The following is a 25,132-nucleotide window of genomic DNA, read 5'->3' on the forward strand; positions in this document are numbered from 1 at the left end:
AGACCTTGTTTTAATGTGGATCATCAATATCAGTGCGCCTGCCCGGCAAGGCATCATCCTTACGCCGGCTGAACAAGCCGCCATTGGCCCGCTGCAGCCACTCATTGTAAGTCCGGTGCACACCACGGCGTAGTGCCGAAGATGAGCTTTCCAGTATGCCAATACCCACCAGCACCGCGACCACCAGTACCGATAATTTGATAGCGACTACATCCAGGCCAATGCCTATACAAACACCAATGGCGGCCAAAACCCAGATAGTGGCAGCAGACGTAACCCCCAGCACCATCCCATCGCGGCTTAACATGACCCCGGCCCCCAGAAAGCCGACACCGGTAATCACCTGGCCGATAATCCGGGACGGATCGGTCATTGCCGAATTGACTGACATCGACGCCGCGATAAAGACATAGGTGCCCATTACAATCAGAATAGAGGTACGGATGCCGGCGGGTTTACCCCGCAGTTGCCGCTCCAGACCAATAATAAAACCGCAAACCAGCGCGGTTAACAGCTCCTGCCAGCCAAGCGGCTCTATTGCCACAATACTTTGCCAATCCGGCATAGTGCTCCCGTGAAGTATTTTATTATTTTAAGCGTACCGCAGCTTTAGCGGCCTGCCATTCTGCCTGGGTAATGGGCGTGGTCGGCTCAACGCTGGCCCCGCATGCAACAGCTTGTTGTTTTCGTTGAGCAACCTTTTGTAATATAGCGTAATTCTCGGCATCTGACCGCTTATTCCAGTCAACTATCTCGGTAATATGGCGATAACAGCCCACACACATCTTGTCACTGTTTAAACGACAGCACGCCACACACGGTGATTCAGGCATAATTTTATCGGCTCCTTAGCCACTTTGGTCGTATTGTTAATCGCTCAGGCTTAACTTTAGCGGCACTTTGTGCCAATCTGGCGTAATTCTGAAAACGTTGAAAACGTTAACTATAACTAAAACCGCCACGGGAACCTACCAATGACCATATTTAAACCCTGTTTGCTGGCACTGGCAATTGCCAGTTTAACCCTGCAGGCTGCTGATGATAAGCCAAAGTGGGATGTAAATTCACCACAAGGCCAGTTTGAAACTGTCGATATTAACGTCCAGCAAGGCAGCTGGATGAATATTACGGTAAGTCCCGATGGCAAAACGCTGGCGTTTGATTTACTCGGCGATATCTACACCATGCCAATAAGTGGTGGCAAAGCCACTGCCCTGACCAATGACATTGCCTGGAATATGCAACCGGTATTCAGCCCGGATGGCAAAACCATCGCTTTTACCAGCGATCGGGCTGGCGGCGATAATATCTGGCTGATGAATGCCGATGGCAGCGAGCCACGCGCTGTGACCAACGAAACCTTTCGCTTACTGAACAGCCCGGCCTGGAGCCCGGATGGCCAGTTTATTGTTGCCCGCAAGCACTTTACCGCCAGCCGCTCGTTAGGCGCCGGTGAGGTATGGCAATACCATGTCAGTGGCGGCAATGGCGTCATGCTAACTGAGCGACCTAATGATCAGAAAGATTTAGGCGAGCCGGCATTTTCCAAAGACGGTAAGTATATTTACTTCTCACAGGACGACACCCCGGGCAAAACCTTCCATTACAGCAAAGACTCTGAATCCGGCATTTATGTGATTAAACGCTTTGAGCGTGAAACCGGTAAAATTGAAGAGCTGATTGGCGGTGCCGGCGGTGCTATCCGCCCTACGCCGTCCCCTGATGGCAAATACCTGGCCTATATCCGCCGGGTCGACTTTCAAAGCACGCTGTTTTTATATGATTTAAACAGTGGCGAACATATTAAGCTTTACGATGGCCTCGACCGTGATATGCAGGAAACCTGGGCCATTCATGGTGTTTACCCTACCTTAAGCTGGACGCCGGATAACAAAGCGTTGTTATTCTGGGCCGGTGGCGACATTAAACGGCTGAATATTGCCAGCAAGCAGGTGGCAACCGTGCCGTTTGAGGTGAATGCCAGCAAGCAAATTCAAACGGCACTGCGTTTTACTCAGGATTTGGATAAAACCGACGTTGATGTAAAAATGCTGCGGTTTGTTAAGGTATCCCCCGATGGCAAACAAGCGGTATTCACTGCACTGGGCCATTTATATATTACTGATTTAACCGATCCGAAGCCGCGCCGGCTGACCAAGCAAACCAGCGACTTCGAGTTTTATCCGGAATTTTCCCGCGACGGCAAACAGCTGGTGTATGTCAGCTGGAATGATCAGACCCAGGGCGCGGTTAATCTGCTGAACCTGCGTAACGGCCGGGTAACTAAACTGACCAGCGAGCCCGGTAAATATATTGAACCGACCCTGAGCCCGGATGGCAAAACCGTGGTTTACCGCAAAATTGGCGCGGGCAGCATTTTGCCGCGGCAGTGGTCTCTGAATACCGGCCTGTATAAAATCAGCAGCCGTGGCGGTGATAGCGAGTTAATTGCCCGCAATGGCCGCGCGCCGATGTTTGGTGCCGGCAACGATAAAGTCTATGCCATGGACTATGGCAGCTCGCCAAGCTTTATCAGTATCGATTTAACCAAACAAACCCAGCAAACCTTATACACCGCCAAATTTGGTACTGAGTTTAAATTATCGCCCGATGGTAAATACCTGGCGTTTGCTGACCGCTTTAAAGTCTTTGTTACGCCCTTTATTGAACGGGGCAGCGCTATTGATATCAGCGGCAGCGATAAACAGTTACCGGTAAAACAACTGTCAGTGCGCGCCGGCGAACATATCAGCTGGAGTGGCGATAGCCGCAACCTTTACTGGAGCTTAGGCCCTGAGTTGTATCATGCCAGCATTAACGGCTTGTTTGAGCACAGCGCAGACAGCGATGCGTTTAAAGTTGAAAACGGCATTAACCTTGGCTTTAAATTTCCGGCCGATATCCCGCGCGGTACCGTGGCTTTTGTTGGTGGCCGGGTGCTGAGCATGAAAGGCGATGAAGTTATCGAAAATGGCGTAGTAGTGGTTGAAAACAACAAAATCGTTGCTGTTGGCAGTCAGGCGGATGTTGCCATTCCGGCCAACGCCAAAGTGTTTGATATTACTGGTAAAACCATTATGCCAGGTATTTTCGATGCCCACGCTCATGGCAGCCAGGGTGCCCAGCAAATTACCCCGCAGCAAAACTGGCAAAATTATGCCGGCTTAACCTTTGGTGTTACCAGCATTCACGACCCGTCAAATGATACCCGTGAAATATTTGCCGCCAGTGAAATGCAGCAGGCCGGCCAGATTGTCGGACCGCGCATTTTCTCTACCGGCACCATTTTATATGGCGCTGAAGGAGCCGGTTACACCTCGCATATCGACAGTCTGGACGATGCGAAATTCCACCTGGAGCGCTTACAGAAAGTCGGCGCTTTCAGTGTTAAAAGCTACAACCAGCCGCGGCGTAATCAGCGCCAGCAGGTAGTGCAGGCCGCGCGCGAGCTGGGCATGATGGTGGTACCGGAAGGTGGCTCACTAATGCAGCATAACTTAACAATGATTGTCGATGGCCACACCACCATTGAGCACGCGCTGCCCGCAGCAAAAGTGTACGACGATATTAAACAGTTATGGCAGGCCAGCGGCACCGCCTACACCCCTACCCTTAACGTGGCCTATGGTGGTATCTGGGGCGAGAACTACTGGTACGACAAAACCGAAGTTTGGAAACACCCGCGGTTAAGCCAGTATGTACCAATGGACGTATTAGCCCCGCGCAGTATGCGCCGGCCCACTGCTCCTGAGCATCATTACAATCACTTTGAAGTGGTGAAAACGGCTAAGCAGCTGCAGGATGTCGGTGTTATTGCCAACATTGGCGCCCATGGCCAGCGGGAAGGTTTAGGTGCGCACTGGGAGATCTGGATGTTTGCCCAGGGCGGCATGAGCCCGCTGGAAGCGCTGAAAACCGCGACCATCAATCCGGCAAAAACCTTTGGTATGGACCACCAGCTAGGCACTATAGAACCGGGTAAACTGGCAGATTTAATCGTTATCGACGGTAACCCGCTGGAAAATATCCGGGTAAGCGACAAGGTAATCTACACCATGGTAAATGGCCGCTTATTCGAGGCCGCCAGCATGAACGAAATTGGCCTGCGCGAACGTCAGCGCCAGCCGTTTGAGTTCGAGCCAAAGTAGCCGCTAGCGGCTAGCTATAAACAACAAAAGCCTCTGCTATGCAGGGGCTTTTTTTATGCCTTATATTCTAGTGCGCCCCCCTGTTTTCTGCTCCTTTATTACTGATTAAATCAACAGTAAACCGCTCTGAGTTTTTTATCAGCAACTTGCGGGTTCTAATCCCGTATTTTGCAGAAGTAAAAATGTATACAAGAAAAAAACGCTTGATTTACATTCAGGTACAAGAATAGACTCAGGCAATAAAATAAACTCAAAGGAAATACCAGCAGCAACTTGCGGGCACAGATCCTTTGAATAAGCTGTTATGCATCAATATGAACATTGAAGATTTGATCAGCAAAATTGTTGAAGATAAAGAAGAGAAAGGTGATTACGATTCTTGTGCAAGCGAGATGAATGTAGAGTTGCCTCAGCTATTTAATCTAGTTTCTATTCGTATTGCTGAGAACTTCATGAGTGGCCAACTATCGTATACTGATGCGGATTTTGCAATGAATGGTGTGTGGCCGGTAATGTTGGATTACATTATGAAAAATGATATTCCACTTGTTGAGCCATGCTATGCAATTTACGAGGCATTTGATCAAGGAGAGTATGATCATAAGGATGGTAGTGATCCTGTCGAAAAATATACAAAACCCTTGCTGATTGAGGTTCTTGCAAATGCATAACAAACAGCTCAATCCGACCTCCACTGCGTTGCTCGTTTTGTGCTTTTCCGCTACGCTCGCACAAAACAATCAACTTCGTTCCGGCGGCTTAGCTGGGCGTTATGCGCCCTTCAGATAGCAAGTAAAACTATGAGAAAAGTTGTTTTAGCCTTTAATATGTTGTCAGTAGTTTATGCCATTATAGCGGGGCTCGCTTTGGCGGTGGCATTTGTTGGTGTCCCAGTAGCACTCGAAGGTTATAAGGTCTCTCCATACCTTGGTCTATATATTATCCTTCCGCTTATATATAACCTACTTACAGTTTACGGCCTCAAGCGGCTTAAGCTATGGGGGTATGTGATGGCTGCTATAGAATTACTATTGCTCATGTTAAATTTACTTTATGGGTGGTTAACTGGCGATTGGCAAAATATCGTTGGCAGTATTGTATGGGTGGGAATGTTAGTTATTTTAGGTAGTATTCTTTACTCCGACTTTAGGGTTCGTCATGTATCGTTCGCATAACAATACGCTAAAACACCGTTCCGGCCTGCGGCCTCCACTGGACGCCCAAAGTTCCGCTTCTTTTGTGCATTTGCTTCGCAAATTGTTGCACAAAAGCAGCTCCACTTTGTGCGCCGTTTAGCTACGCGTTAAGGCATCATGGATATTCGAGCACAGATTGAGAATAAGTTTGACGGAAAGGCTTTCAAAAGACCTCTCTTTTATAGCTATGAGGGTAGTCTTCGATTTGAGCTTTCTGAATGCGGCCACTACTTGAATCAATTCCTTACCGCACACCGCAAGGGAATGGAGATTTGTAGTCAGGTTTTTGACGGAAGTGAAGATATAACAATTTGCGTAAGGATCTATGGTGGAAAAACTCTATTGTCTACCCTTTCAATTTTGAAGTCTTTGCGAGACGCGGGGCTCTATCCAGCTTCTGGCAAAGAGCACTGGACTGAATTTGATGAAGAGTGGCGAGGAGATGAAGATTACTCTGGCTCACTATGGCACTTCATAGCGTTTAAGGCACCCACTAAATGTCTTATCAATGCTTTATGGTGTGCGTTGTCGTCAGACTTTGGGTTTATTGAGCCGAGTCCAATGGCTGACATCTATTTGTTCAACCTAGATAAAGACGTTATGGTTTTCCCTTACGATGATCGAGGCATGGACATAGCAGGTCCAAACAAGCAGTTTCTGAAACAGCAATACCAACAGTTTGGCCACTATTTACTAGAATACGACAGGGAGGCTATGCATGCAGTATTTGGCTAAAAGCCTTAACAAACGGCTGCACCGGACAAATTTCTGCTGTCACCTTTTGTGCAAAAACACGCACAAAAGCCGCCATCAAAATTTTGCTCGGTGAGCCGGGCGTTAACTTTACGGAAGATCGATGCACCCTCAAGCGCCGCTTAAATTATGCTATCAGGCCCTTACAAAAAAGGGAGCAAGCTATTATCGCTGGTGGGTTATCGGTACTGTGTTACTTATTCTTGCGGCATTCGTTGGTGTTACAGCTTTTGAAATGGCTGAGTGGTTGTTGTTTTTAACTTTTAGTCTTGCTGGTGTGGCAATGATTATCGCAACGCTAAGGCTTTTCTTGGTGAAGCTCTTTGAAGAGAATGCGGATGCGATTAATCTATTCTCAAGTTATTTTCCGTCGCTGGTAGGTACCCGGAGTTTAGAGCTAGCTTGTAAGATAACAAATGCCGTTTACTACGGAGTGTTTTATTTTTGTTGTTACTTCTTGTTGGCAGCTATTTTTTTGTTCCCGCTGTCGTTAGTTGTAGAGTATGCAAAAAGTTAACAAGGCAAGTCAGCATCGCACCTTTGGTGCTGGACTCGCTAACGCTCGCCGCTGCTTGCGGCGTTATAAAGCTAGCTGAACATTTGGAGTACAAAAATGAGTCACGAAGTGGATTGTTGTAAACACGGTAAAAGGCCTGCAACTTTAATGTGTACTCATATAGCTCATGCAGCTGACACTGATAATAAAGTGGGCTTTTGTTACTCTGGACAAGATACTCAAGAATTCCCAGATGTTTGGTGCTCTGACTGTAATTCTAAATTACTGAAGTTAAACGCTTGGACAAAAGAAATGTTTGAACAGGCGTCATTCAAAGTGTTGTGTTCTCACTGCTACATTGAAATCAAAGAACAGCAGCAGAGTTAGTCGCTTTATAACAAAGCAAATTAAAAAAGGCGGACAAAAATCAGTTGGCTTTGTTCGTTCCTCACATTTTTAGCCAACTAATTTTTGCCGTTTATTTGCGGCGTTATGTGATTCTGGAGGTTTAGATTTGGGAGCTTTTCTTGGCAATGTCTGGGAATTTGCCAGTGGCAATGCAATCATTTCAGGATTGATTGTCGCCTTTATTGTTGGATGCAGTGGCATGCTCTTGACGCTTTTAAAAAGAAGGGAGGCAATCCCGAATAATCAGAAAGGTCACTCTCAAGCCTCTTCTGTCAAGTCATCTACTTCCAAACAGAGAATAGCTGAGCAGGGAGAAATTGAGGCTTCCAAAGGTTACAATGAACTCCGAGCGCACTATGACTCTCTTCCTCCGTTAGCGAGAAGTGAGTTTACCAAAAATATAATTGGATTAAAGATCAACTGGATGGGATCTTTGGAACATGCCAGTAAGGAAGGCGATATTCTGGACCTAACTTTCAAGGTCGGTGATTTCGGAAGCATATATGCGAAAGTGCCATATATTGGACATGAGTTTATGGCTTTAGCAAAAGATGGCGCAGAGTTCCAAATCGAAGGTTTCATCGAAAGCGTGTACTCCGCAGGAAATCTGGTTGTGCGTGTGACTAAGTTAAAGAGCACATGACAAAGCCAAGCACGCGACAAGCGCGTGTTGGCGGCGTTATGTTTCATAAGGAGTTTGGTGCATGTCATCAGCATTGGAAGCAATTGCAAACGAACTTAATGATGCCAAAATCCAATTTGAAATTGCTGACGAAAGAATTGAGATTCCTTTACCGAATAATTTTGATACTTTAATCATAGAAATTTGGAATGATGCAGAAGAAGATTCAGTATCACTTAAGAATGGTAGCTTTCATACGCACGGGAATATTGAAGCCCGAGAGCATGGATTACCCAACAGGATTAAGGGAATTCGCTATCTTGTAGAATCCATATTTAATGGAACTTTCAAAATGGTCCGTCGAAAGAATGAACGCCAAGAGTATGAGAATACAATTTGGGACACCTTTTCACTTGCTTTAATCGACGAAACTGATGTCTATGAGGTGGTAAGTGAAATATAACAAGCTAAATAATAAGGAAAAAAATCAGTTGGCTGTTTTCGCTCCTCAACATTTTTGCCAACAATTTTTTGCCCATTATTAGCGCGTTGCATGCTATGAAATATATCCTGCTCATTTTAATGTTTGTAGTTCAAACAGCTTTTGCTGAAGTAGATTTGGTTAAGGTCGATAAATCCGAAAGGAAAATGTACTTATTATCAGCAGGTGAGATAGTAAAAGTATATGACATTGCCCTTGGTGCAAATCCGAAAGGACATAAAGAACAAGAAGGCGATGAAAAAACGCCTGAAGGTGAATACACGCTTGATTATAAGAAAGAAAACTCATCATTCTACAGGGCTATGCACGTTAGCTATCCAAACGAAGTTGATATAGCTAATGCTGAGAAGAAAGGTGTTTCGCCAGGTGGTTTTATTATGGTTCATGGGCAGCGTAATTGGTTAGGTTGGCTCGCTCCAATTGCGCAGCGCTTCAATTGGACAAACGGCTGTATTGCCATTACAAACTCCGAAATGGATGAATTTATGGATTTGGTAAATGTCGGTACCAAAATTCAAATAGAGTGATAGGCATGTCACAAGGAATCTGATGAATCTCCTATTCATTTGTAGTGAAAATAGATTAAGAAGCCCTACTGGAGAAGAAGTATTCTCTAAATATTCTGGCGTAAATGCTATCGGTGCAGGCACAAATTCAGACGCGGAAACCACCGTTAGTGGTGATCTCATCGAATGGGCTGATGTCATCTTTGCTATGGAAAAGAGTCACAGAGACAAAGTTTCTAAAAAGTTCAAAGACCTACTTAAAGGTAAAAGGCTGGTTTGCTTGGATATACCAGACAACTATGATCGCATGCAACCAGAGTTAATAAGGCTTTTAGAAGCAAGGGTAGCCAGGCATGTCCGGTTTAATGATTGTTAAGTTTTACGGAGTTAACAATGAGAATTTTTGCGATATTAGTGAGCGCAGTAATATTAGGAGGTTGCGTCAGTGGAGCACCAAGGTTAACTGCTGAGCAGTCGGAAAAATTAAAAACAATCGAAGTTTTAAACAGCGAACAAACGACAGCTAAGCCCTATACAGTATTAAAAGAGATAAGTGCTGCTGACTGCTCTGGCGCACCCTATGGTGGCAGAGTTTGGGGCGATGCTGAAAAAGCAATTGAGGCCTTAAAAGCTAAAGCAGTAGTGTTGGATGCTGACGCAGTTATTAATACAAAATGCAGTGCCGCACCACTTGTGAACAACTGTTGGGCCGCTAAAGTATGTTCCGGCATTGCCGTAAAGTGGTAAGGCATAATAATAAAATTTCTCGCCCGCAAAAAGCCCTGGCTGCGACGACGACCCCATTGCGTTTGCGCCGCCATTACCCAGCCACGCATGCAGACTCGCAATAAGTTGCTCGCGTGGCTAGCGCGCGTTGGTGTGGTAAAAAGCAAATTTTCGTCAATTTCGGACTGAAAATGAGGACAGGTAGTTGGATATAGATTTATACGATTTCAAAGAACATATTGCTTCAGTCGAGTGGATTTATAGCCTGCCCAAAGGACTTATAACCGAAAAGATTGATATCAGGTACAGCACCGTTACTATCACCAAGTTAGAGAACGGGTACCAGATTTATGTTGGCCCAATCGACTTAGATTCAGGTGGTGATGGAATTACGGTCAACCTGGATAAAAACTTTCAGCTAAAGAATTATGAAATTGAAAGAATAGAGCCACTTCCCTTTTAACGGCCTAAAAAAATCAGTGGTAAATAATTTAAATTTTTGCCAGCTTAGACAAAATAAATAAGGAAATCATATGAAAATCTCTGCAAGAGCAGTCTTATCCGTAATCGCTGTTTCAACTGTTATTGGCTTGCAAGCATTTGTCATTTTCCAACAGCATCAAGCTAATCAATCTTTAGAAGCGAAGGTGAACCAGCTTCAAAACCAAGTTAACAACGTTAATTCAACTAATGCCAAGCTGCTTTCAAAAGTAGAGAAAATCGAGAGCGAGTTAGAAATCAAACCCAGACAACTGCTGTCAATGAATTAATGTGGCATTCGTACAACCAGGCGCTATTGTCGTTCGCTTGCGCTCACTGGGACGGAAAAACGTGGGAGGCTTCGCCGTATTCGCCCACACGGCTGCACCGAAAGGTTTTTTTTGGTTGAAAAAGGAATTCAGATGGTATTTCCGTCACTAGAAACTGAGCGGTTATTGCTCACAGAGCTTAATGTTGAAGACAAAGCTGATTTGTTCAATTTATTTTCCAATCCATCTGTCGTCGAATACTATGATTTAGATGTGTTTCGTGAACACAGTCAAGCGGTTAATTTAATTAGTCTTTTCAAACTAAGATATCATGAAAAGCAGGGTATCAGATGGGCGATCCGGTTAAAGTCATCGAGCAGATTGATAGGCACCTGCGGCTTTAATTCGTGGAGCAGCGGAATGCGAAGTGCCCTAATTGGTTATGAGTTGCATCCTGAATTTTGGCGACAGGGTTATACCGTGGAAGCAGTTCGCGCAATTATTGGTGTTGGTTTTGCTGGAACATTAGCCTGTGGAGAATTGCATCGGATTCAGGCAGATACAATACCCGGCAATATCGCCTCTGAATCATTATTACGGCGGCTTGGTTTTAAAGAAGAAGGACTTAGGCGTGAATGTGGCTATTGGAAGAATAAGTTTCATGATCTCAAATGTTTCGGTTTGCTACGTTCAGAGTTCAGCACAACATAAGCAACTTCGTCATTCGCAGCTTAGCCCTGCCCTATTCGAATCTTTAAAGGAGGAGACATGCTTAATGAATTAAAAAACTGGTGGAATTCTGTACCAAAAGCCCAGAAAACCGGGCTGATAGTGCTGGCGGCATTTTTTGTGGCAGTGCTTATCTTCAGCTTTGGGATAACTATTGGCTCATCCCTTGGCAAAGTTATCTGAAGTCGTTGTACTTTGGAACAATACATCGAAGCACGACGTAAGATATCCGGCTGACAAAAAAGTAGCCAGCACTAATACTGCCGGGCTTCTTTGGCTAAGCATCAGGTAAGAAATTGCAATGCATGTTAAAAATATTGTAGAAAGAATAGCCACTGATTTTGAAGGGGTAATACCAAAATCCAGCTGGGGTGAAACGGCCTTGTTTTATAATCCCGGCAAGCTTTTACCCAATGGCGTTTATTTTTGCACGCTAAAACAGAAAAACGGCGAGAACGATACCGCCTCTGCGCTGGATCGTGAGGACGTATACAGGCTTAGTATTGGTATCGCAGCACAACGCTACGAGCAGCTATTCGGCAGCAGGCCGAAAAGGCCAGCAAAAGGTGGGATAATTGCTACCGGGCATGATTTCACTGCTTTGGATGTACTAATGCCACATCCGGTTTATGGCTGGATGTCCTGGGTTCAGGTGCTAAACCCAAGTAAAGCAACATTTGAAAGCCTGGTGCCACTTATAGCCGAAGCGCATTCAAATGCTGTCATCAAATTTAATAAGAAAATTGCGAAGACGTAGCGGCAGCCCATTTATCATTGCTTTTTTAAGGCCTGTACCTTCCCCCATCCCATTTCAATTAGTTAAATCAATAACTGCCAACGCTGAACTTTCTAACTGCAAATTGCGCGGCTTAATCGCGCACTTTGCAGCAACAAAATATGTAACAACAATAAAACTCTTGATATACATTAAGGTTAAATAATAAACTCAGGCAACAAAACAAATTCAAAGGAAAATCTGGCAGCAACGTGCGGGTATCGATGATTTAAATAATTTTTTTAAATGTCTCACAAGGATAATAGATATGACTAAAGGAATACTAAGCCACCTATCTGCAGTAGTATTTGGCGCTGTTGCTACCTATGGATTACTCCAAGTAGGAGAAAAAGATAAAGTCTCGATAGCGGGACAAGAAACCTTTGCTTACGTTTATGAAGTATCAGACGTTTTGGCAGAGTCGGTTGCACTGAACCCAAATGCCTCTAACTCGATGGAGTTGGTTCTTAGCAGTGGACGATCGGTAAAGGTTGAACTAAATCGGTTGGAATCGGCTCCTGCGCAGGCGCCTCGTCAAGACTTAGCTTATTTTTCAGTTATTGTCGACGGAGAGAGCGGCATAATCGACTCAAACGGCACGCTGGTGATCGGTGACGTTCTTGTCGGGCTTGCGGATCTGGAACTCTATCATGATCAGTTGGCTGTTAAGTAACAAGATGTTTAACCAAGCCGTCTAAATCGACGGCCAGCACGTTGTCTCCGTTTAGCAGCGGCGTTATCTGGTTCAGAAAAGGATAATCCATGAGTTTATTTAGCGATCTCGTAAAGTGGGCTGCCGACGGTAGGGTCTACGACGTTAACGCTTAACTTTACACAGTTGGAATAACTATATGTTAAGGCTATCAATACTTTTTTTATTAACTATCATACCTGTAATGCTTGCAGCACAAGTAAGAGCTACCGAAGCTGTGACGCTCAATCAAGCCAGCAAAACGCCACTGTTCGACGGTCGCTGTGACAACGATGAATGGAAATCTGCCACTAAAATCGACTTAGCTGCAGAGATTTCTGTTTATCTGATGCACACTTCCGATTCTCTGTTTGTTTGTGCTAAGGGCAAACCGGAAGACTATACGGTTATTGATATTTACATTGAAAATGCTGAAACAGGTCAGCTGCACAATCTGCATGCTTCTGCACAGTTGGGTGAGCGGTTGCTGAAAAACAAGGAATGGAGTGCATCTGAGTTTTGGGATCTGAAAGACTGGGGGGGATTCTGGGTACCCTATGCAGGGAATGAAGATACCGAAAATGGCACTCGCACTAAGTTTCTGGAAGGATCTCATAGAGAAATCCAGATTTTACGCAGGAAATTCCTTGGTAACTCCTGGAATATGATGATTGGCGTAAGCGCCGTGTATCACGAAGGTGAGTACGGTGCTGAATTCTTTTATCCTGACGGAGCGATGGATACCGACGTATCAACCTGGAGACGCTTTGCATTTTCAAAATCTGAGTAAGGCTTTAGCAGTTTCATGGTGAGAAAAAGCCACGTGGTAATGTCTATTTTTATGCAGGTGAAGGAAGCTTGGCGAGAAAGGTTAACCCCTGCATTTGGCCATGACGAAATATTCAGAGGAATTAGATGCCAGTGCAAGGGCCATCGTCATCGCATTCAGGATGACCCTTGCACTGCTGTTTTTAAAACAGTGTGCTGGCATTATTACAGGCACAGTAAGTGTCTGGCGCGTCTTCTTACCGCTTGGCAATAATGTAAACAGCGTGGATTATGCCCGGAAAATATCCCAACAGCGTAAGCAAGATATTAAGCCAGAACTGCGGACCAATGCCAACTTGCAGAAACACCCCAAGCGGCGGTAGCAGTATAGCGAGAATAATTCGAAGAATATCCATATTGTCTCCTTGTTAGCTTATCAGTGAATTTGCGCTGAGCACTAGCAACGCTACCTGGAATAAATTTCTGATGCACCTTCCAGACGAGGTTGCAACGCTGATTCATTTCTAACGAAGGTATATTGGTTATTCCAGTCACCACGGGGCTTTTCGCCAACAATAATATGCTGCACATCAAGATCAGGTGCGTTAATCACTATCCTGTCTGATATCCGGACGGTTTGCCCGTTTAAGGGTTCATTGGTGCTGTTGAGATGAGAGACCACTATTAACCTGCGATCCTTGGCATACACCTTTTCAATCTCAAGCTCCTGCATATTGCCCTTGATTTCAGCCGCAACCACAATAGAACGTTTCGATTTTTCGCCCTCTTCACCTGGCATCTCAAGATCCATATAAGGAACTTCAACTTCTTCTTCTTCCATTACTACCACCACTTTTGGCACTGTAATGGTTTCAGTTGTGGTGCCAATATCAACACTGGCCCAGTCCACATCATATTCGGGTAACCGGCCAGAGTCGGCACTCACGTCAACATCAACACTGGGTAACTCGCCTGACTTCGTTTTGTCCACTTCACAGCCTGATAATGCTAATACCGCGACTGCAACGGCAGCTATTTTGAATTTCATAACAACTCCTTTTTATCTGTCAGTTAATCGATGATATTCCGAACATTCAGGAACTCATGCGAGGCTCAAGAAATGCCTTTAATACCAAAGCGAGCAAGAAATAAACCAACTTTTATTTATTTTAAAGTTCAACATGTTGCGGAATTGCTGGAATAATTAAACTAGAAAAAAGATGAAATATTTTCACGCAGTAATAAAGATTACACTAAACAGCTTTATATCGGTTATCAGGGGCAAAGGGGTTGGCGGGCAGCGGATTTATCCGCTGCGCAGGATATTAATTTACTACCGTTATTAATTCTGGTGTCCTAACACATTTTTTTCGCTTTTCTTGGTCGCTTTAGCCGCTTTCTTTTCTTTCGCGGTTAACAGCGGTTTCTTTTTAACGTCTTTTTTACTGTCCTGGCCTTTGCTCATTATAATCACCTGTGTTGTAAATAAGCTTTAGGTAAGGGCCGGCGGCGCCTTACGTTTAGCAGTATGGCCCTTATTACCCAAAGCGCAATAGCAGCCCTTGAATGCTGACAAACTTACCCTATGTTTAATGTATGGATATGTTTAAACAAGCCGGAGGAGAACAGAAAATGAACCCCTACCCCCTGAAAAGTATTGTGGTTGTCTTATTGGCTACTCTGTTGTTTGGTTGTGCCACCAAAGAGAAAACCGGTACTGTTGTCGGCTCTACCACCGGCGCCGCAGCCGGCGCATTAATTGACGATGGCGGTGCTGGTGGCGCGTTACTTGGCGCAGTTGTTGGTGGTCTTATCGGCCGCGAAGCTGGCGAGGAACTTGACCAGCGCGACAGACGCCAGATTAACCAGGCACTGGAATATAACCCGACCGGCCGCTCGTCGAGCTGGCAAAACCCGGATAATGGCAGAAGTTACCAGGTGACGCCAACTGAAACCTTTCAGAGCAATAACCGGCCTTGTCGTGAATTCAGAATGGATGTTGATGGCCAGCGGGACGACGTGCGCGGTACCGCCTGTCGTCGTTCAGATGGCAGCTGGGAAATAATTGATCGCAGCTCCTATTAGCCGACTAACAACCGTACTGCTTAAGCCCCGCTGATGCCGGGGCTGACATTTCACATTAGCAGCGTATTTGGCTGTTCAGGCTAACGGCTACCTGCATTCTGACCGGGCAGAGTTTGCCAGCCCTGCTCCAGCTTCGCTTTGCACACCGGGTTGCCTTCTGCCACCAGAGACTCGGCAAAAAACCACTCTTTAAATACCTGCCACTCATCGTTAATCGGGCTCTGACACTGGCCATTGGCCTGACTGGCAAACACCTCTTCAGTGCATTGAGGGGTGTCAGCCAGCTTACCGCGGTAGGCATAAGCATAAACCACCTGACAATGATTGCTGACATAAGTACGAAACACGACCAGCCAACCCTTTTGATAACGCACCAGACTAAAGCTTGGGATCCGGTGCTCGACTGCCTTGGCAATAATCTCAGGTGCCTCTGCCTGCTCCAGCAAGGTTAGCTCGCCATCCATCCGCTGGCGGATTTGAATTTTTTCACCGCGGCGCCAGGCAAAACCATCATATTCAGTGGTATCTGCCGCCTCTGTCAGTGCATTTAAGCCATCTAAATCGCGGCTGACTTCCTGGCGGATAGTCCGCTCAATCTGCTGTGCTTCAGTTAACGTTTGCATGTTATCGCAAGCGGTTAACAGCAAGCCAGTTGCAGCAATAATTAATAATCTAAACACCATTTTCACCTTTGTCAGACGAATTCACCTTATTTATCTTCTCGCCAAGCGTTAACCCTGCCCAACAGGCAGACAGCCAGAGTAGCAGTGATACTGCAACATACGCGAATGCCTGTATTGACTGGCCGGCCTGCAATAATTGCATAAACTCCAGGCTGAACACGGAAAAAGTAGTAAAGCCAGCACAGACACCGCTTAGCATAAACTGCTTTTGCCAGGCAGATACCGGCCAACGGCCATTTTCGCCGGTCAGACTGACATAGCAACCAATCCAGAACGAGCCAATAATATTAACCAGCAAGGTGGCAACGGGCAGAGCCGTGGCCGGAGTCATCAGTAATAAAGAGCAGCCAAACCGAAGCGTGGCACCCAGAGCACTGCCAAGCCCTACGGCAACATACAAACCCGGCCTTACCATATCAGCTTACCCAGCTTAAACCCGGCGAATACCAGGCTGAGACACAAGCCAAATGATAAGCCAATATTCAGCAGCGCCTGGCGGTAATGATGACTTTGCCACAAGATAAGAGTTTGCAGGCTGAATGACGAGACCGTACTGTAACTGCCGAGCAAACCGCCAGCGATAACCTGCCCCCAGCCAGTATGTTCGGGAAAAACCGCCAGCCAGGCGGCCAGCAGCCCTATCATCAACGCTGCACTGCTGTTTACCAGTAAGGTACCAAGCGGAAACTGCACGCCCCATGCTCTGGCAATAACATTGGCTATCGCAAAACGCAGCATGCCGCCCATGGCGGCTGCTACGATCGCGGAAATAAACAGTAATGGCGACAATTGAAAGATGTTGCTCAGACTTGTTACATCCTATTTATTGGATAGCGGCTCAAACATTTTAACGTATGTATCAAGCCTGTTCTTGTTTAACCCCGAACACGTCGTTGCCAGTATAGTATCAGTAAAAGCGGCAGCAGGAAAAACAGACTTCCACCACTACCTTCAGCCTGGACGGGTGGCGGTGTTGGCAGCATTACTGGTGCTGAACGCGACGCATCCAGTGGAAAGGCATCAGCATCATTGGCAACACCATCACCATCCGTGTCGTTGGTTGGATCAAATGGCGCCAGGTCTAATGCTGCACCTACGATAGCTATAGAAACCGGATTATTTATTCCGGCACTTTCAGCAGAGGCGACCACCCCGATTGGTGCGCCATTATTGCCACTGTATTTGATAATCTGATTAGTATCAGAACTACAGAGATAGACATCGCCGTTATTATCGACAGCGATGCAGCCCGGCATACCAAGCCCGCCACTACCCGCGCTGATAAATTCACCACTGTACTGACCTGAGCCGCTGAAACGGCTTACATTGCGGCTGCCGGCGTTAGTTACCAGAACACTGCCATCTGCCAGACGTGCCAGATGCTCAGGCTTATCCAATCCTCCACCCTCACCCCAAACGGTTAATTCGCTGCCCCCCCCCTCCAGGGAATAACTTAACAACTGATTGCTATCACGTCGCACCAACAGATTATCATTGGCATTTAGTGCTATTATGTCGCGATAAACAGCAACAGAATCACCAAACCTGCCGCTGAGTAGCGTTGTAGTGTCGAAAAATTGAAAATTTTCAACATATGAGGGTTCAAGACCATGCGACACATATAAGGTACTTTGAGCCTGCGTATCGCCGACTTTAAGTAAATGAGCGGGGAAATTGCTTAATAGCACAGACCTTGATAGTAAAACATCAACTGCTTTAGTATGCCTGTCTTGCCTTAACACGTCGCTGAACTGAATAAAGCCTATCTGCCCTGCCCCCAAATCAATGATATCAGAACGAAAAGAAAAGCCCCCGGCGGGCGCCTGATAAAGCGTTTCAAGCAGATCCCCTTCTGGCAAGTTAATAGCCTGAACCTTATTATTGCCAGCATTAACTACGATGAGCTGCTGTTTGCCATCAGGGCGGCGGTCAAAATCGTCTACCCCATCATTATCGTTATCATAATCAAAGTGATTGCCTGTACCGTCGTTATCAGCATCATTAAAATCCTGAAAATTTAAAGGCAATTGATCACGGTTATCCCCTACTCCATCGCCATCAGAATCAACGGATTCAGTTGGATCAAACGGCAGTGCATCCAGGGTATCAGGCACACCATCATTATCGTCATCGGGGTCGGCGTTATTGCCAATACCATCAAGATCAAAATCTGCAGTCTCCTCTGGATCATTCGGAAACGCATCGGCGTTGTCACCAGTACCATCACCGTCAGTATCGCTATCTTCCGTGGCATCAAATGGAAATACATCATCCAGATCGGTCACACCATCACCATCTGAATCAGGATCGCTTGGCAACGGCAGAATAATGTCGGCTTCTGAGACAGCAGCCCTCAAACCAGCATTAATCGACGCGTAAAAGTTGATTGTTGACGCATTGTCAGCCTGTTCGGTATCGCCACAGGCAACTCCGGCGCAATTTAGATGCGGATTAGAAAAACGATTAAGTTTATAGTTGCGGTTTATGTCGCCGGTACCAATAGAACTCATCACGGTATTAAATTTACCCTCTACCAGCAGTGCACCGGCAAATGGCAGTTTACCGACACTTACACCTTCACTGAACTGGTGGCCTGCACCAAAGTTATGGCCTATTTCGTGAGTAAAGGTGTTAACACAATTGGAGCCACCGCTAATACCGACATTACTGATATTAATCAGAATATCTGAGTCAGCTTGCGGAAATAACGCCACACCACATACCCTGCGCTCATTAATATCATGTACTCTGATCATCGATACAATGTCAGCACCATATTGCTCTCTGAGGGTTGAGACATTGCTCAGGCTGTTAGTGCCGGTAAATATGCTGTTGGGATTAAGAGCAAAGCGCAAATCGTCAAGCGCAGTAAAATTAGAGGGCTTGTTATAATCGACAAACTGACGATGGACCAGTCTTAACTGCATATTGATGTCACTGTCGACAAAAGACTGATTTGCCTTGGCAACAAGCTGATTCATCAGGGTATCGGCTAAGCCATCAGGGTACTGCTCGGCGACTTCCCTGGCATACAACATCATAATGTCGACGATAATAACCTCATCGTCATCTGCCTGCACAGTTGTTATCCGGTTATCTGGGGTGAATGATCCGGAGGATGCCGCTGGCAACACCACATCATTTTCATATGACGGCTCCAGCAGACCGGCCTGGCTTAAATTAACCAGATAGACCTGGCCATGTTGTTGCAGAATAAGGCTATGGCCTGATGCACCGACTATTTCGCCAATAGCACCCGCTTTACCCTGAGTTAATATCACCTGATGCGGTTTGCCATTTAATGAAACTGTGCCGGTAACGGTAGTATCACCATTATCATGACTGATACTTTGAGTGATCCGGACGTTCAAAGCTCTGTCAGCATGCGGTAACGTCAGACTAAAGGAATTTTTATCGCTGCTAGTCATTAACAGGCCGCTATTTTCTCCTGTCCGGGCCGCAACGTGCTGTAAATCATCCAATTGAAACTGACTGATAGCTGAAAGCGGAATATTGTGTATAGCCCTGGGTAACGTCTCAGCATGCAATTCACCCTTTGCAGCTAACGAGGATTGTAGCGGAGCCATGCAAACGGCAAGTGCCAGCGACACGGATAAGGTATTGAACAGCTTCATGAAAAGTTCTCTAGCATTAAAATATTGTTCTGACAATACCAGCTGGAAAACACTATGTAAATTTTAAATTAACAAACATCTTTATTTTATTATTGCTGTGAATTGTTTAACAACAGCAACAGCTGATTACGCTGCGGCTCGGCGTCCTGGGCATCGAACGGCAGTACGATATCGTCTTTACCATTGCCGGTGAGATCAGCCACCAGTACTTTACGGGCATCACGTGGCAGCGGTAGTTTTACCCGCTCAGAGCGGCGGCTGAATAACCGGTCGGGTTCAGGGCTGTAAAACCTAAGCTCGTCACCGCCCTCGCCGACTATCAGGCTTTTCTTGCCGCTACCGTCCAGATTAGCCAGCTCGAATAACGGCATGTCGTAACGCAGGTTGCTGATACTGACATCAATAACCGCATTCTGCTGAAAATCTGCTTTGCTGTCGTACTGGCGCTGGCCATTTAACAGATAAAAGTCGATATCCAGATTAGCACTGCCCCTGAGCAATACCCGCACTATAGTACCCACCCCAAAATGAGTGCTGGAAATATAAAAGTCTTTGCGACCATCGGCGTTAAAATCATCGATCATTACCGCTATCGGTGAGGTATCAGTCGTTATCTGAGTCTCAGGCTCAGCATTAAACTGCAAACCGGTGGCGGTTTGTTTGCCAAAATGCACCCGGAAGCTGTTGGTACGTTCCAGCGCATCGGCCAGTTGCTCACGGTTAACCACGATGTCGGCAATGCCATCGCCGTCAATATCAGTGATATCCCGTACACTGTCGATATTCTGGCCGGTATAGCTGCGCCCGGCATCGTTGCGCTGGTCAGCTTGCTGTTCAGTCGACAATGCCACCGGCCAGTTCTGAGTCACCGGTTCGGTGTTAAAGGCACCGTCAGCCAACTGATAAAAAACCTGAAATTTGCCGCCGGCAATAAACACCAGATCACGCCGGCCGTCTGAATCAACATCAGCAATATAATAGCGCCTTGGCTCATAGCTCGGGCTGTCGCGCCAACTGGTCACCAGCGCATCAATGTTCAGTGAATATTGCTTAAAGCTGCCATCGGCCTGCTGCCGGAATAAATGACTGTGATTAAAATCCGGGATCAAAAAATCGGCGCGCTCACTACCAAGTTCCAGCACAAACTCGCTGCTGCGCAAGCGGTTTTTATCCAATACCCGGTACAGCGACGGACTGCTGATTAACGGTTCAGTCTGGCCAGTTTGCGGGTAATAGGCGCTAATCCCATCCAGGGTTAAAAAAACCAGGGCCTGCCGGCTAACGGGCTTATTTTGCGTTCGGTCAGTTGCGATCAGCCTGGCCTGACTGAAATACTGAGCATTGGCAGGAATTGAAACCGGCTGTACTTTAAAATCGCCGGTTAAACTTACCAGACTTAACCAGCGTTCAAACTGACTGAAACCGGACACCGCCAGCAATTTCGCCTCTTCCAGATGCACCATATTGCCATTGGCCGGATGGCCAAGCTCTATGGTCACTTTATCAAGCTGTTTGGCAACCACAGCACTGCTGAATAACGCTAACACTAACAACCGATACATAGATAAAACCATCCCTGCATACCCTAAAAGGTGCTGTAACACTTTGCTAAGCGGCCGGCGAACGAGGCCACTATTGTAATTAAGAGCAATACAGCGTGCACAACAGACCGGATCAATCTGATAACGCGGTGCTGATGGCAGTTGCTGGCAGCGGTGACTGACGCAGCCGCTCCACTTCGCCCGATGTCAGCATTAACTGCCATTGCTGTTGTAACTGTGACAATAACGCCTGATTAACCGACTGCCGGCTGAAGGCAAAATATACCGGGTTTTCATGAATAACAAAAAGTTTGCGGTACTGGCTTTTCAGATCATCCCGTTTTAACAGTTCATCGACAATAGCTTCATCCTCAAGCGATGCCACTACCCGGCCTGATACCAGCATTGCCAGCTTTTGCTGATTACCTGAGGCGGCAAACAGCCTGGCCTGAATTGCCGGGTTATCCTGCAGCAACTGTTGCCATGTCGGCCCATAATAGGCCCCTTCAGCAACAGAAATTGCGCCGTCAAGCGCCAGTAGTTGCTCAAGACTTGTTACAGAATCAGCGACACTTTGCGAGGCAATGACCACCATCCGCTCGGTATGATGCGGCCCGACAAAATAACTGTAACTGGTTCGCTCAGCCGTTTCTGACATGCCCACCATCACATCAAGCGTACCCTGCTCCAGCATTTTGATAGCCCGGCCCGCTGGCAGCGCCACTGGCTGCACCTTGCAGTTCACTTTTGCTGCCAGGCTGTCCAGCATCGCATAAAACTGCTGGGACACCTGAGTGTTATTATGCGAGCCGGCGGCAGCATGCTGGCGCTCTGACTCCACCCGCACCGTAAACTGACAGGGTGACAGCGGCTCAGCCGCTAATCTGTTACTCACTGGCAGCATTACGAGCAGTAAACCTGACAAAACCTGTAACTTCTTAAATAGCATTTACTCTGGTCTCTGTTAAGCCGTACTCCAGACATCTAAGCCTGTTACCTGACTAACTATAACGCGAAATAAGCTGAAAGCGCTTGAAAAAAAACATATTCATCAAGCCCTGCCCGGTACAGCGGTTTAGGTTGGGCGGCCCACTGCACCACCACCAGCTTAGTGTCGGGGTCAACAAATACATACTGGCCAAAAATACCCTCGGCCGCATAACTGTTGCCATGCATTGGCCACAACATATATCCGTAGTTAACCGTCTTGCCACCAACTATCTGGCGAGTACTGGCCGCTTGCATCCAGCCCTCTGGCAATACCCGCCGGGGTTTGTTATCGACAGTAATTACGCCGTCATTGAGCATAAATAAGCCAATACGGCCATAATCGCGCAATGTCGCCGACAAGCCACTGCCCCCGACTTCCAGGCCGCGTTGCGATTGCAGCCACCAGCTGGCATCACTTTCCATACCAAGCGGCGCCCAGATTTTTTCAGATAAATAGTCCGCCACCGGCTTGCCGGTCGCCGCCCTTACCAGCGCCCCGGCGACCTGGGTTTCGCCGGTACTGTAATTCCAGACACTGCCCGGCGCAGCCGCTCGGGGCAGTGAGGCCATTAAATCCAGCACCGCACCGGGCTTGCCACTAATTTGTGCTTCGAGCATCCGCCGCCGGTCCGACGCCGGATTAGTATAGGTTTCATTCCAGGCCACGCCCGAGCTCATTTGCAGTAGCTGCCGCACCGTGACGCCATCATAGGCTGTACCGTGAAATCGGGGTAAATAATCAACAATGTTATCGTCGATGCTTTTAATATGGCCGTCATGGATGGCGGCGCCAATCAGCATTGCGGTTATTGATTTCACCACCGACATCGACATCCAGCGGGTTTGTTCGTTATTACCCAGCAGGTATTTTTCAAACTTAATTTCACCGTTGTAAATAATCAGCATGCCGCTAACCCGGTTCATCGCCAGCACATCGTATAAATCATAAGTCTGATCAGCAACGGTATAGCTAAACTCTTGCAACGGCTTGTCGCTGACCGGTAACGCGCTAACTCTGTCGCCCCGCGCCACCGTGCGGGTAGGAAATAAGCGGCCGATATTGCGAAAGGTGTTTACCTGAAGATCCGGATACAGCTTGCCATCATACACCTGACGCACCGTGCCGATGGTTTCATTGGCATGAGGATAAGCTGATTCGGCGTTGGTTGTTGTTTCTGCAGAGATTTCATTCCAGCTAAAGACCAGCAAAGTAGCTAAAGTGGTAATTTTCAAAAGTCGGGATACAGACATTTAGCGATACTCCTTGTTATGCGTTGTTCATAATGGCTCCAAAGCCGGAGAACCTTTACCACTTGCTCCTGTTCGAGCACCTGATAAACCAAACGATGCTGAATGTTGATTCAACATGAAAACCGGCAAGGTCGCCAATCAGCTTTAATGTCACCATTCCAAATCCTTTGCACAGTCATCCAAAGGAGTATTTATTCCTTCACGAATAGACGCCCGCAAACCGGGTGCAGATAGCAGATAAAGCGTTTCCTGTACTGCCGACCAATCTTCTTCAGAAATAAGTACGGCGTTGTTGCGTTTGCCCATAATGACGATGGGCTGGTGCGACCCGGCAGTTTCATCAATCAGCCGGAAAAAATTACGACGCGCTTCATTTGCTGTAATTCCAGTCATCTCGCCTCCTAAATTGCTACTTTATGGCCGGTACTTTCAGAGAACAGCCAACAACTCCGCCGTTAAATTTTATTTGGTCGATACAAAGCAGTACCGAGGATCAGCACAAAGCAGCTAAGCACAAAGGCTTTATTTATAAACCAGTTGGTGCGCCAGATGCTCCAGTCCGGTTCGGCCAGAAAACGAGCAAACAGCGTGCAGATAATGATAATTTCTATAACGGCCATACCAATGGCCAGCACGCGAGCGTATCTTGGACGGGCTAACAGTGCCCAGCCCAGCCAGATATGGGCTATCGGCCATAAATCCCAGTAAATATAACGCGTTAACGGCTCATTATTGGCAATTGAATAGCCTATTGGGAAAAAATATTTTATAAACAGCGTCCACGCCGCCAGGATAAACAGCAAATGGGCCAGAAAAATAATCCAGTTACTCAGCACGCTATTGGCAGGTTGCTGTTTTGTCTGTGCTAAAGGGTTGTGCTGATGATCCATGGCAATAACTTTTTTAGTCATCCTTAAAAAATAAGTCTGATAAGCGTAGAACAATTGGCGGATATTAAACATAAAAAAGGCCAGCGAAGTGCTGGCCATATAAACTAAGTTAATAGCAGTGCTAATTAGCGCGCATTAGTACTTTCAAAAATTTTATCAGCTGATGCCGCGACAAAACCGCTGTACAGCATGCCACAGCTTAACGGGTAGCGGCGGGCAAATTCGTAAAAACAACTTGGAATAGTGGCTACCGTGTCGCTGAACTGCACCTGATGTAAGTCAGCCAGGGTGGATGACTGCTCCAGATACACCTCAGGCGTGCCTTTAATTTCGCCACCGGAGGTATTCAGTAAAAAGCCGGCTTGTTTCAGCTCGGTATTTACCTGCTGTAAGCTGTCGAAACTGGCCAGCTCGTTTACGCTGACGGTAAAATGGTTGGCACGGTAGCCCCAGGCGGCAACCCAGGCGGCGTATTCACTTTCTTCCAGCAGTTTTTCATACGTAGCCTGGCTTACCTGCCAGTGGGTGCCACTGTATAAAAAGTTATCTGCCGTTACCGCATCGGCCGGAATTTGCGCAACCAGCCCGGTAATAGTGTCACGTAAAAAAGCCGAGCATTTATCTAACAGTAATTCCGAGATAAACACTTTAGGCTGATTGCGATCCGGGTGCTCAAAATGTTTGGCGTACAGCTTTTTCGCTTCAAAGTGATACTCACCACATTCTTCGTAACCCAATGCCAGAAAATGTGCTGCCAGTTTGTCCAGGCCTACTTTTTCCAAATTAAAGGTACGCAGGGCGATATGGTCGTTTATTACATCATCCTGTTGTGACGAGCCCAGCAGCTGGTGCACTTTTTTGGCCGACGGCGTTACCGCTACATAGTCTTGCCATAAGTTGGCGAACAGGGCATTTACATCAGTGTGCATATCTACTCCGGTTTAGGTCTAATCACAATGTTTAAAACGTTAATTTAAAAGGTTTGTTT

34 protein-coding genes are annotated in these 25,132 nt (G+C 46.7%); 19 read left to right on the forward strand and 15 right to left on the reverse strand.

The features are described from left to right. Positions 1 to 10 precede the first annotated feature (10 nt). Complete coding sequence (locus tag R3187_RS13450; protein WP_318967574.1) at positions 11 to 565, reverse strand: MgtC/SapB family protein; 555 nt, start codon at positions 563 to 565, stop codon at positions 11 to 13. A gap of 22 nt (positions 566 to 587) precedes the next feature. Next, positions 588 to 833: a DUF1289 domain-containing protein gene (locus tag R3187_RS13455; RefSeq protein ID WP_318967575.1), complete on the reverse strand. Its 246-nt coding sequence runs from the start codon at positions 831 to 833 to the stop codon at positions 588 to 590. A 141-nt stretch (positions 834 to 974) separates the two neighbouring features. Here R3187_RS13455 and R3187_RS13460 point away from each other — a divergent pair, with 141 nt between their 5' ends. The 18 genes from R3187_RS13460 (at position 975) to R3187_RS13545 (ending at position 13,091) form a co-directional block, all read left to right on the forward strand. Next, the gene (locus R3187_RS13460) at positions 975 to 4,148 is read left to right on the forward strand and encodes an amidohydrolase family protein (RefSeq protein WP_318967576.1); all 3,174 of its coding nucleotides are present in this window, start codon (positions 975 to 977) and stop codon (positions 4,146 to 4,148) included. A gap of 314 nt (positions 4,149 to 4,462) precedes the next feature. After that, entirely contained in the window at positions 4,463 to 4,819 is a 357-nt protein-coding gene (locus R3187_RS13465; protein ID WP_318967577.1) for a hypothetical protein, read from the forward strand. A 129-nt stretch (positions 4,820 to 4,948) separates the two neighbouring features. Next, positions 4,949 to 5,323: a hypothetical protein gene (locus R3187_RS13470; RefSeq protein WP_318967578.1), complete on the forward strand. Its 375-nt coding sequence runs from the start codon at positions 4,949 to 4,951 to the stop codon at positions 5,321 to 5,323. Positions 5,324 to 5,461: 138 nt separating this feature from the next. Then, positions 5,462 to 6,079: a DUF3885 domain-containing protein gene (locus R3187_RS13475; protein WP_318967579.1), complete on the forward strand. Its 618-nt coding sequence runs from the start codon at positions 5,462 to 5,464 to the stop codon at positions 6,077 to 6,079. A gap of 121 nt (positions 6,080 to 6,200) precedes the next feature. Beyond that, complete coding sequence (locus R3187_RS13480) at positions 6,201 to 6,614, forward strand: hypothetical protein (RefSeq protein WP_318967580.1); 414 nt, start codon at positions 6,201 to 6,203, stop codon at positions 6,612 to 6,614. Between the two features lie 96 nt (positions 6,615 to 6,710). Continuing rightward, positions 6,711 to 6,980 carry a hypothetical protein gene (locus tag R3187_RS13485; protein ID WP_318967581.1) on the forward strand — a complete coding sequence of 90 codons (270 nt, stop codon included), beginning with the start codon at positions 6,711 to 6,713 and terminating at the stop codon, positions 6,978 to 6,980. Between the two features lie 127 nt (positions 6,981 to 7,107). Next, positions 7,108 to 7,644, forward strand: coding sequence for a hypothetical protein (locus R3187_RS13490; RefSeq protein ID WP_318967582.1), 537 nt, complete (start codon positions 7,108 to 7,110; stop codon positions 7,642 to 7,644). Between the two features lie 61 nt (positions 7,645 to 7,705). After that, the gene (locus tag R3187_RS13495) at positions 7,706 to 8,086 is read left to right on the forward strand and encodes a hypothetical protein (protein WP_318967583.1); all 381 of its coding nucleotides are present in this window, start codon (positions 7,706 to 7,708) and stop codon (positions 8,084 to 8,086) included. 95 nt (positions 8,087 to 8,181) lie between these two features. Continuing rightward, complete coding sequence (locus R3187_RS13500) at positions 8,182 to 8,652, forward strand: L,D-transpeptidase family protein (RefSeq protein WP_318967584.1); 471 nt, start codon at positions 8,182 to 8,184, stop codon at positions 8,650 to 8,652. Positions 8,653 to 8,674: 22 nt separating this feature from the next. Next, positions 8,675 to 9,007 (forward strand): low molecular weight protein tyrosine phosphatase family protein, encoded by a 333-nt coding sequence (locus tag R3187_RS13505; protein ID WP_318967585.1) that lies wholly within the window; start codon positions 8,675 to 8,677, stop codon positions 9,005 to 9,007. Between the two features lie 17 nt (positions 9,008 to 9,024). Further along, positions 9,025 to 9,378, forward strand: coding sequence for a hypothetical protein (locus R3187_RS13510; RefSeq protein ID WP_318967586.1), 354 nt, complete (start codon positions 9,025 to 9,027; stop codon positions 9,376 to 9,378). A 184-nt stretch (positions 9,379 to 9,562) separates the two neighbouring features. Next, complete coding sequence (locus R3187_RS13515) at positions 9,563 to 9,820, forward strand: hypothetical protein (RefSeq protein ID WP_318967587.1); 258 nt, start codon at positions 9,563 to 9,565, stop codon at positions 9,818 to 9,820. A 70-nt stretch (positions 9,821 to 9,890) separates the two neighbouring features. Next, positions 9,891 to 10,127, forward strand: coding sequence for a hypothetical protein (locus R3187_RS13520; protein WP_318967588.1), 237 nt, complete (start codon positions 9,891 to 9,893; stop codon positions 10,125 to 10,127). 132 nt (positions 10,128 to 10,259) lie between these two features. Then, on the forward strand, positions 10,260 to 10,817 hold the full coding sequence (locus tag R3187_RS13525) for a GNAT family protein (RefSeq protein WP_318967589.1): 558 nt from the start codon (positions 10,260 to 10,262) through the stop codon (positions 10,815 to 10,817). 57 nt (positions 10,818 to 10,874) lie between these two features. Beyond that, positions 10,875 to 11,018, forward strand: a complete 144-nt coding sequence (locus R3187_RS13530; protein ID WP_290616814.1) for a hypothetical protein — start codon at positions 10,875 to 10,877, stop codon at positions 11,016 to 11,018. Positions 11,019 to 11,136: 118 nt separating this feature from the next. Beyond that, positions 11,137 to 11,592: a DUF6194 family protein gene (locus R3187_RS13535; RefSeq protein ID WP_318967590.1), complete on the forward strand. Its 456-nt coding sequence runs from the start codon at positions 11,137 to 11,139 to the stop codon at positions 11,590 to 11,592. 286 nt (positions 11,593 to 11,878) lie between these two features. Continuing rightward, positions 11,879 to 12,283: a hypothetical protein gene (locus R3187_RS13540; protein WP_318967591.1), complete on the forward strand. Its 405-nt coding sequence runs from the start codon at positions 11,879 to 11,881 to the stop codon at positions 12,281 to 12,283. 178 nt (positions 12,284 to 12,461) lie between these two features. Then, entirely contained in the window at positions 12,462 to 13,091 is a 630-nt protein-coding gene (locus tag R3187_RS13545) for a hypothetical protein (RefSeq protein WP_318967592.1), read from the forward strand. Between the two features lie 235 nt (positions 13,092 to 13,326). Here R3187_RS13545 and R3187_RS13550 read toward each other — a convergent pair whose 3' ends face one another. The 3 genes from R3187_RS13550 to R3187_RS13560 all read right to left on the reverse strand — a co-directional run bounded on the left by R3187_RS13550 (position 13,327) and on the right by R3187_RS13560 (position 14,534). After that, positions 13,327 to 13,485, reverse strand: coding sequence for a YqaE/Pmp3 family membrane protein (locus R3187_RS13550; RefSeq protein ID WP_318967593.1), 159 nt, complete (start codon positions 13,483 to 13,485; stop codon positions 13,327 to 13,329). A gap of 50 nt (positions 13,486 to 13,535) precedes the next feature. Then, the gene (locus R3187_RS13555; protein ID WP_318967594.1) at positions 13,536 to 14,117 is read right to left on the reverse strand and encodes a hypothetical protein; all 582 of its coding nucleotides are present in this window, start codon (positions 14,115 to 14,117) and stop codon (positions 13,536 to 13,538) included. Positions 14,118 to 14,411: 294 nt separating this feature from the next. After that, on the reverse strand, positions 14,412 to 14,534 hold the full coding sequence (locus R3187_RS13560; RefSeq protein ID WP_290616830.1) for a hypothetical protein: 123 nt from the start codon (positions 14,532 to 14,534) through the stop codon (positions 14,412 to 14,414). Between the two features lie 167 nt (positions 14,535 to 14,701). Here R3187_RS13560 and R3187_RS13565 point away from each other — a divergent pair, with 167 nt between their 5' ends. Further along, positions 14,702 to 15,154, forward strand: coding sequence for an RT0821/Lpp0805 family surface protein (locus R3187_RS13565; RefSeq protein WP_318967595.1), 453 nt, complete (start codon positions 14,702 to 14,704; stop codon positions 15,152 to 15,154). Between the two features lie 80 nt (positions 15,155 to 15,234). On the opposite strand, the gene R3187_RS13570 is transcribed toward R3187_RS13565, so the two are convergent. The 10 genes from R3187_RS13570 to R3187_RS13615 all read right to left on the reverse strand — a co-directional run bounded on the left by R3187_RS13570 (position 15,235) and on the right by R3187_RS13615 (position 25,073). Then, positions 15,235 to 15,837 (reverse strand): hypothetical protein, encoded by a 603-nt coding sequence (locus R3187_RS13570; protein ID WP_318967596.1) that lies wholly within the window; start codon positions 15,835 to 15,837, stop codon positions 15,235 to 15,237. Beyond that, a complete protein-coding gene (locus R3187_RS13575; RefSeq protein ID WP_318967597.1) occupies positions 15,827 to 16,252 on the reverse strand; it encodes a CrcB family protein in 426 nt (141 codons plus the stop codon). Before R3187_RS13575 ends, R3187_RS13570 begins: the two co-directional genes overlap by 11 nt. Continuing rightward, the gene (locus tag R3187_RS13580) at positions 16,246 to 16,626 is read right to left on the reverse strand and encodes a CrcB family protein (protein ID WP_318967598.1); all 381 of its coding nucleotides are present in this window, start codon (positions 16,624 to 16,626) and stop codon (positions 16,246 to 16,248) included. Before R3187_RS13580 ends, R3187_RS13575 begins: the two co-directional genes overlap by 7 nt. Before the next feature lie 86 nt (positions 16,627 to 16,712). Beyond that, on the reverse strand, positions 16,713 to 19,472 hold the full coding sequence (locus tag R3187_RS13585; RefSeq protein WP_318967599.1) for a reprolysin-like metallopeptidase: 2,760 nt from the start codon (positions 19,470 to 19,472) through the stop codon (positions 16,713 to 16,715). An 89-nt stretch (positions 19,473 to 19,561) separates the two neighbouring features. Beyond that, on the reverse strand, positions 19,562 to 21,034 hold the full coding sequence (locus tag R3187_RS13590) for a VCBS repeat-containing protein (protein WP_318967600.1): 1,473 nt from the start codon (positions 21,032 to 21,034) through the stop codon (positions 19,562 to 19,564). A gap of 112 nt (positions 21,035 to 21,146) precedes the next feature. Then, entirely contained in the window at positions 21,147 to 21,908 is a 762-nt protein-coding gene (locus R3187_RS13595; protein WP_318967601.1) for a substrate-binding periplasmic protein, read from the reverse strand. Positions 21,909 to 22,018: 110 nt separating this feature from the next. Further along, positions 22,019 to 23,254: a serine hydrolase gene (locus R3187_RS13600; protein ID WP_318967602.1), complete on the reverse strand. Its 1,236-nt coding sequence runs from the start codon at positions 23,252 to 23,254 to the stop codon at positions 22,019 to 22,021. Between the two features lie 150 nt (positions 23,255 to 23,404). Beyond that, positions 23,405 to 23,647 carry a type II toxin-antitoxin system Phd/YefM family antitoxin gene (locus R3187_RS13605; protein WP_318967603.1) on the reverse strand — a complete coding sequence of 81 codons (243 nt, stop codon included), beginning with the start codon at positions 23,645 to 23,647 and terminating at the stop codon, positions 23,405 to 23,407. 62 nt (positions 23,648 to 23,709) lie between these two features. After that, positions 23,710 to 24,216, reverse strand: coding sequence for a hypothetical protein (locus tag R3187_RS13610; protein WP_318967604.1), 507 nt, complete (start codon positions 24,214 to 24,216; stop codon positions 23,710 to 23,712). A 53-nt stretch (positions 24,217 to 24,269) separates the two neighbouring features. Continuing rightward, positions 24,270 to 25,073, reverse strand: a complete 804-nt coding sequence (locus tag R3187_RS13615) for a DUF1338 domain-containing protein (protein ID WP_318967605.1) — start codon at positions 25,071 to 25,073, stop codon at positions 24,270 to 24,272. Positions 25,074 to 25,132: the final 59 nt, after the last annotated feature.

This window comes from Arsukibacterium sp. (genome assembly GCF_033721375.1).
In the GTDB taxonomy this organism is placed as follows: Bacteria; Pseudomonadota; Gammaproteobacteria; order Enterobacterales; family Alteromonadaceae; genus Alishewanella.

Excerpts from the sequence above, each read along its gene's own strand:
- R3187_RS13450 (WP_318967574.1), bottom strand. The coding sequence starts at position 565 with ATGCCGGATTGGCAAAGTATTGTGGCAATAGAGCCGCTTGGCTGGCAG.
- R3187_RS13455 (WP_318967575.1), bottom strand. The coding sequence starts at position 833 with ATGCCTGAATCACCGTGTGTGGCGTGCTGTCGTTTAAACAGTGACAAG.
- R3187_RS13460 (WP_318967576.1), top strand. The coding sequence starts at position 975 with ATGACCATATTTAAACCCTGTTTGCTGGCACTGGCAATTGCCAGTTTA.
- R3187_RS13465 (WP_318967577.1), top strand. The coding sequence starts at position 4,463 with ATGAACATTGAAGATTTGATCAGCAAAATTGTTGAAGATAAAGAAGAG.
- R3187_RS13470 (WP_318967578.1), top strand. The coding sequence starts at position 4,949 with ATGAGAAAAGTTGTTTTAGCCTTTAATATGTTGTCAGTAGTTTATGCC.
- R3187_RS13475 (WP_318967579.1), top strand. The coding sequence starts at position 5,462 with ATGGATATTCGAGCACAGATTGAGAATAAGTTTGACGGAAAGGCTTTC.
- R3187_RS13480 (WP_318967580.1), top strand. The coding sequence starts at position 6,201 with ATGCACCCTCAAGCGCCGCTTAAATTATGCTATCAGGCCCTTACAAAA.
- R3187_RS13485 (WP_318967581.1), top strand. The coding sequence starts at position 6,711 with ATGAGTCACGAAGTGGATTGTTGTAAACACGGTAAAAGGCCTGCAACT.
- R3187_RS13495 (WP_318967583.1), top strand. The coding sequence starts at position 7,706 with ATGTCATCAGCATTGGAAGCAATTGCAAACGAACTTAATGATGCCAAA.
- R3187_RS13500 (WP_318967584.1), top strand. The coding sequence starts at position 8,182 with ATGAAATATATCCTGCTCATTTTAATGTTTGTAGTTCAAACAGCTTTT.
- R3187_RS13505 (WP_318967585.1), top strand. The coding sequence starts at position 8,675 with ATGAATCTCCTATTCATTTGTAGTGAAAATAGATTAAGAAGCCCTACT.
- R3187_RS13510 (WP_318967586.1), top strand. The coding sequence starts at position 9,025 with ATGAGAATTTTTGCGATATTAGTGAGCGCAGTAATATTAGGAGGTTGC.
- R3187_RS13520 (WP_318967588.1), top strand. The coding sequence starts at position 9,891 with ATGAAAATCTCTGCAAGAGCAGTCTTATCCGTAATCGCTGTTTCAACT.
- R3187_RS13525 (WP_318967589.1), top strand. The coding sequence starts at position 10,260 with ATGGTATTTCCGTCACTAGAAACTGAGCGGTTATTGCTCACAGAGCTT.
- R3187_RS13530 (WP_290616814.1), top strand. The coding sequence starts at position 10,875 with ATGCTTAATGAATTAAAAAACTGGTGGAATTCTGTACCAAAAGCCCAG.
- R3187_RS13535 (WP_318967590.1), top strand. The coding sequence starts at position 11,137 with ATGCATGTTAAAAATATTGTAGAAAGAATAGCCACTGATTTTGAAGGG.
- R3187_RS13540 (WP_318967591.1), top strand. The coding sequence starts at position 11,879 with ATGACTAAAGGAATACTAAGCCACCTATCTGCAGTAGTATTTGGCGCT.
- R3187_RS13545 (WP_318967592.1), top strand. The coding sequence starts at position 12,462 with ATGTTAAGGCTATCAATACTTTTTTTATTAACTATCATACCTGTAATG.
- R3187_RS13550 (WP_318967593.1), bottom strand. The coding sequence starts at position 13,485 with ATGGATATTCTTCGAATTATTCTCGCTATACTGCTACCGCCGCTTGGG.
- R3187_RS13555 (WP_318967594.1), bottom strand. The coding sequence starts at position 14,117 with ATGAAATTCAAAATAGCTGCCGTTGCAGTCGCGGTATTAGCATTATCA.
- R3187_RS13560 (WP_290616830.1), bottom strand. The coding sequence starts at position 14,534 with ATGAGCAAAGGCCAGGACAGTAAAAAAGACGTTAAAAAGAAACCGCTG.
- R3187_RS13565 (WP_318967595.1), top strand. The coding sequence starts at position 14,702 with ATGAACCCCTACCCCCTGAAAAGTATTGTGGTTGTCTTATTGGCTACT.
- R3187_RS13570 (WP_318967596.1), bottom strand. The coding sequence starts at position 15,837 with ATGGTGTTTAGATTATTAATTATTGCTGCAACTGGCTTGCTGTTAACC.
- R3187_RS13575 (WP_318967597.1), bottom strand. The coding sequence starts at position 16,252 with ATGGTAAGGCCGGGTTTGTATGTTGCCGTAGGGCTTGGCAGTGCTCTG.
- R3187_RS13585 (WP_318967599.1), bottom strand. The coding sequence starts at position 19,472 with ATGAAGCTGTTCAATACCTTATCCGTGTCGCTGGCACTTGCCGTTTGC.
- R3187_RS13590 (WP_318967600.1), bottom strand. The coding sequence starts at position 21,034 with ATGTATCGGTTGTTAGTGTTAGCGTTATTCAGCAGTGCTGTGGTTGCC.
- R3187_RS13600 (WP_318967602.1), bottom strand. The coding sequence starts at position 23,254 with ATGTCTGTATCCCGACTTTTGAAAATTACCACTTTAGCTACTTTGCTG.
- R3187_RS13605 (WP_318967603.1), bottom strand. The coding sequence starts at position 23,647 with ATGACTGGAATTACAGCAAATGAAGCGCGTCGTAATTTTTTCCGGCTG.
- R3187_RS13610 (WP_318967604.1), bottom strand. The coding sequence starts at position 24,216 with ATGTTTAATATCCGCCAATTGTTCTACGCTTATCAGACTTATTTTTTA.
- R3187_RS13615 (WP_318967605.1), bottom strand. The coding sequence starts at position 25,073 with ATGCACACTGATGTAAATGCCCTGTTCGCCAACTTATGGCAAGACTAT.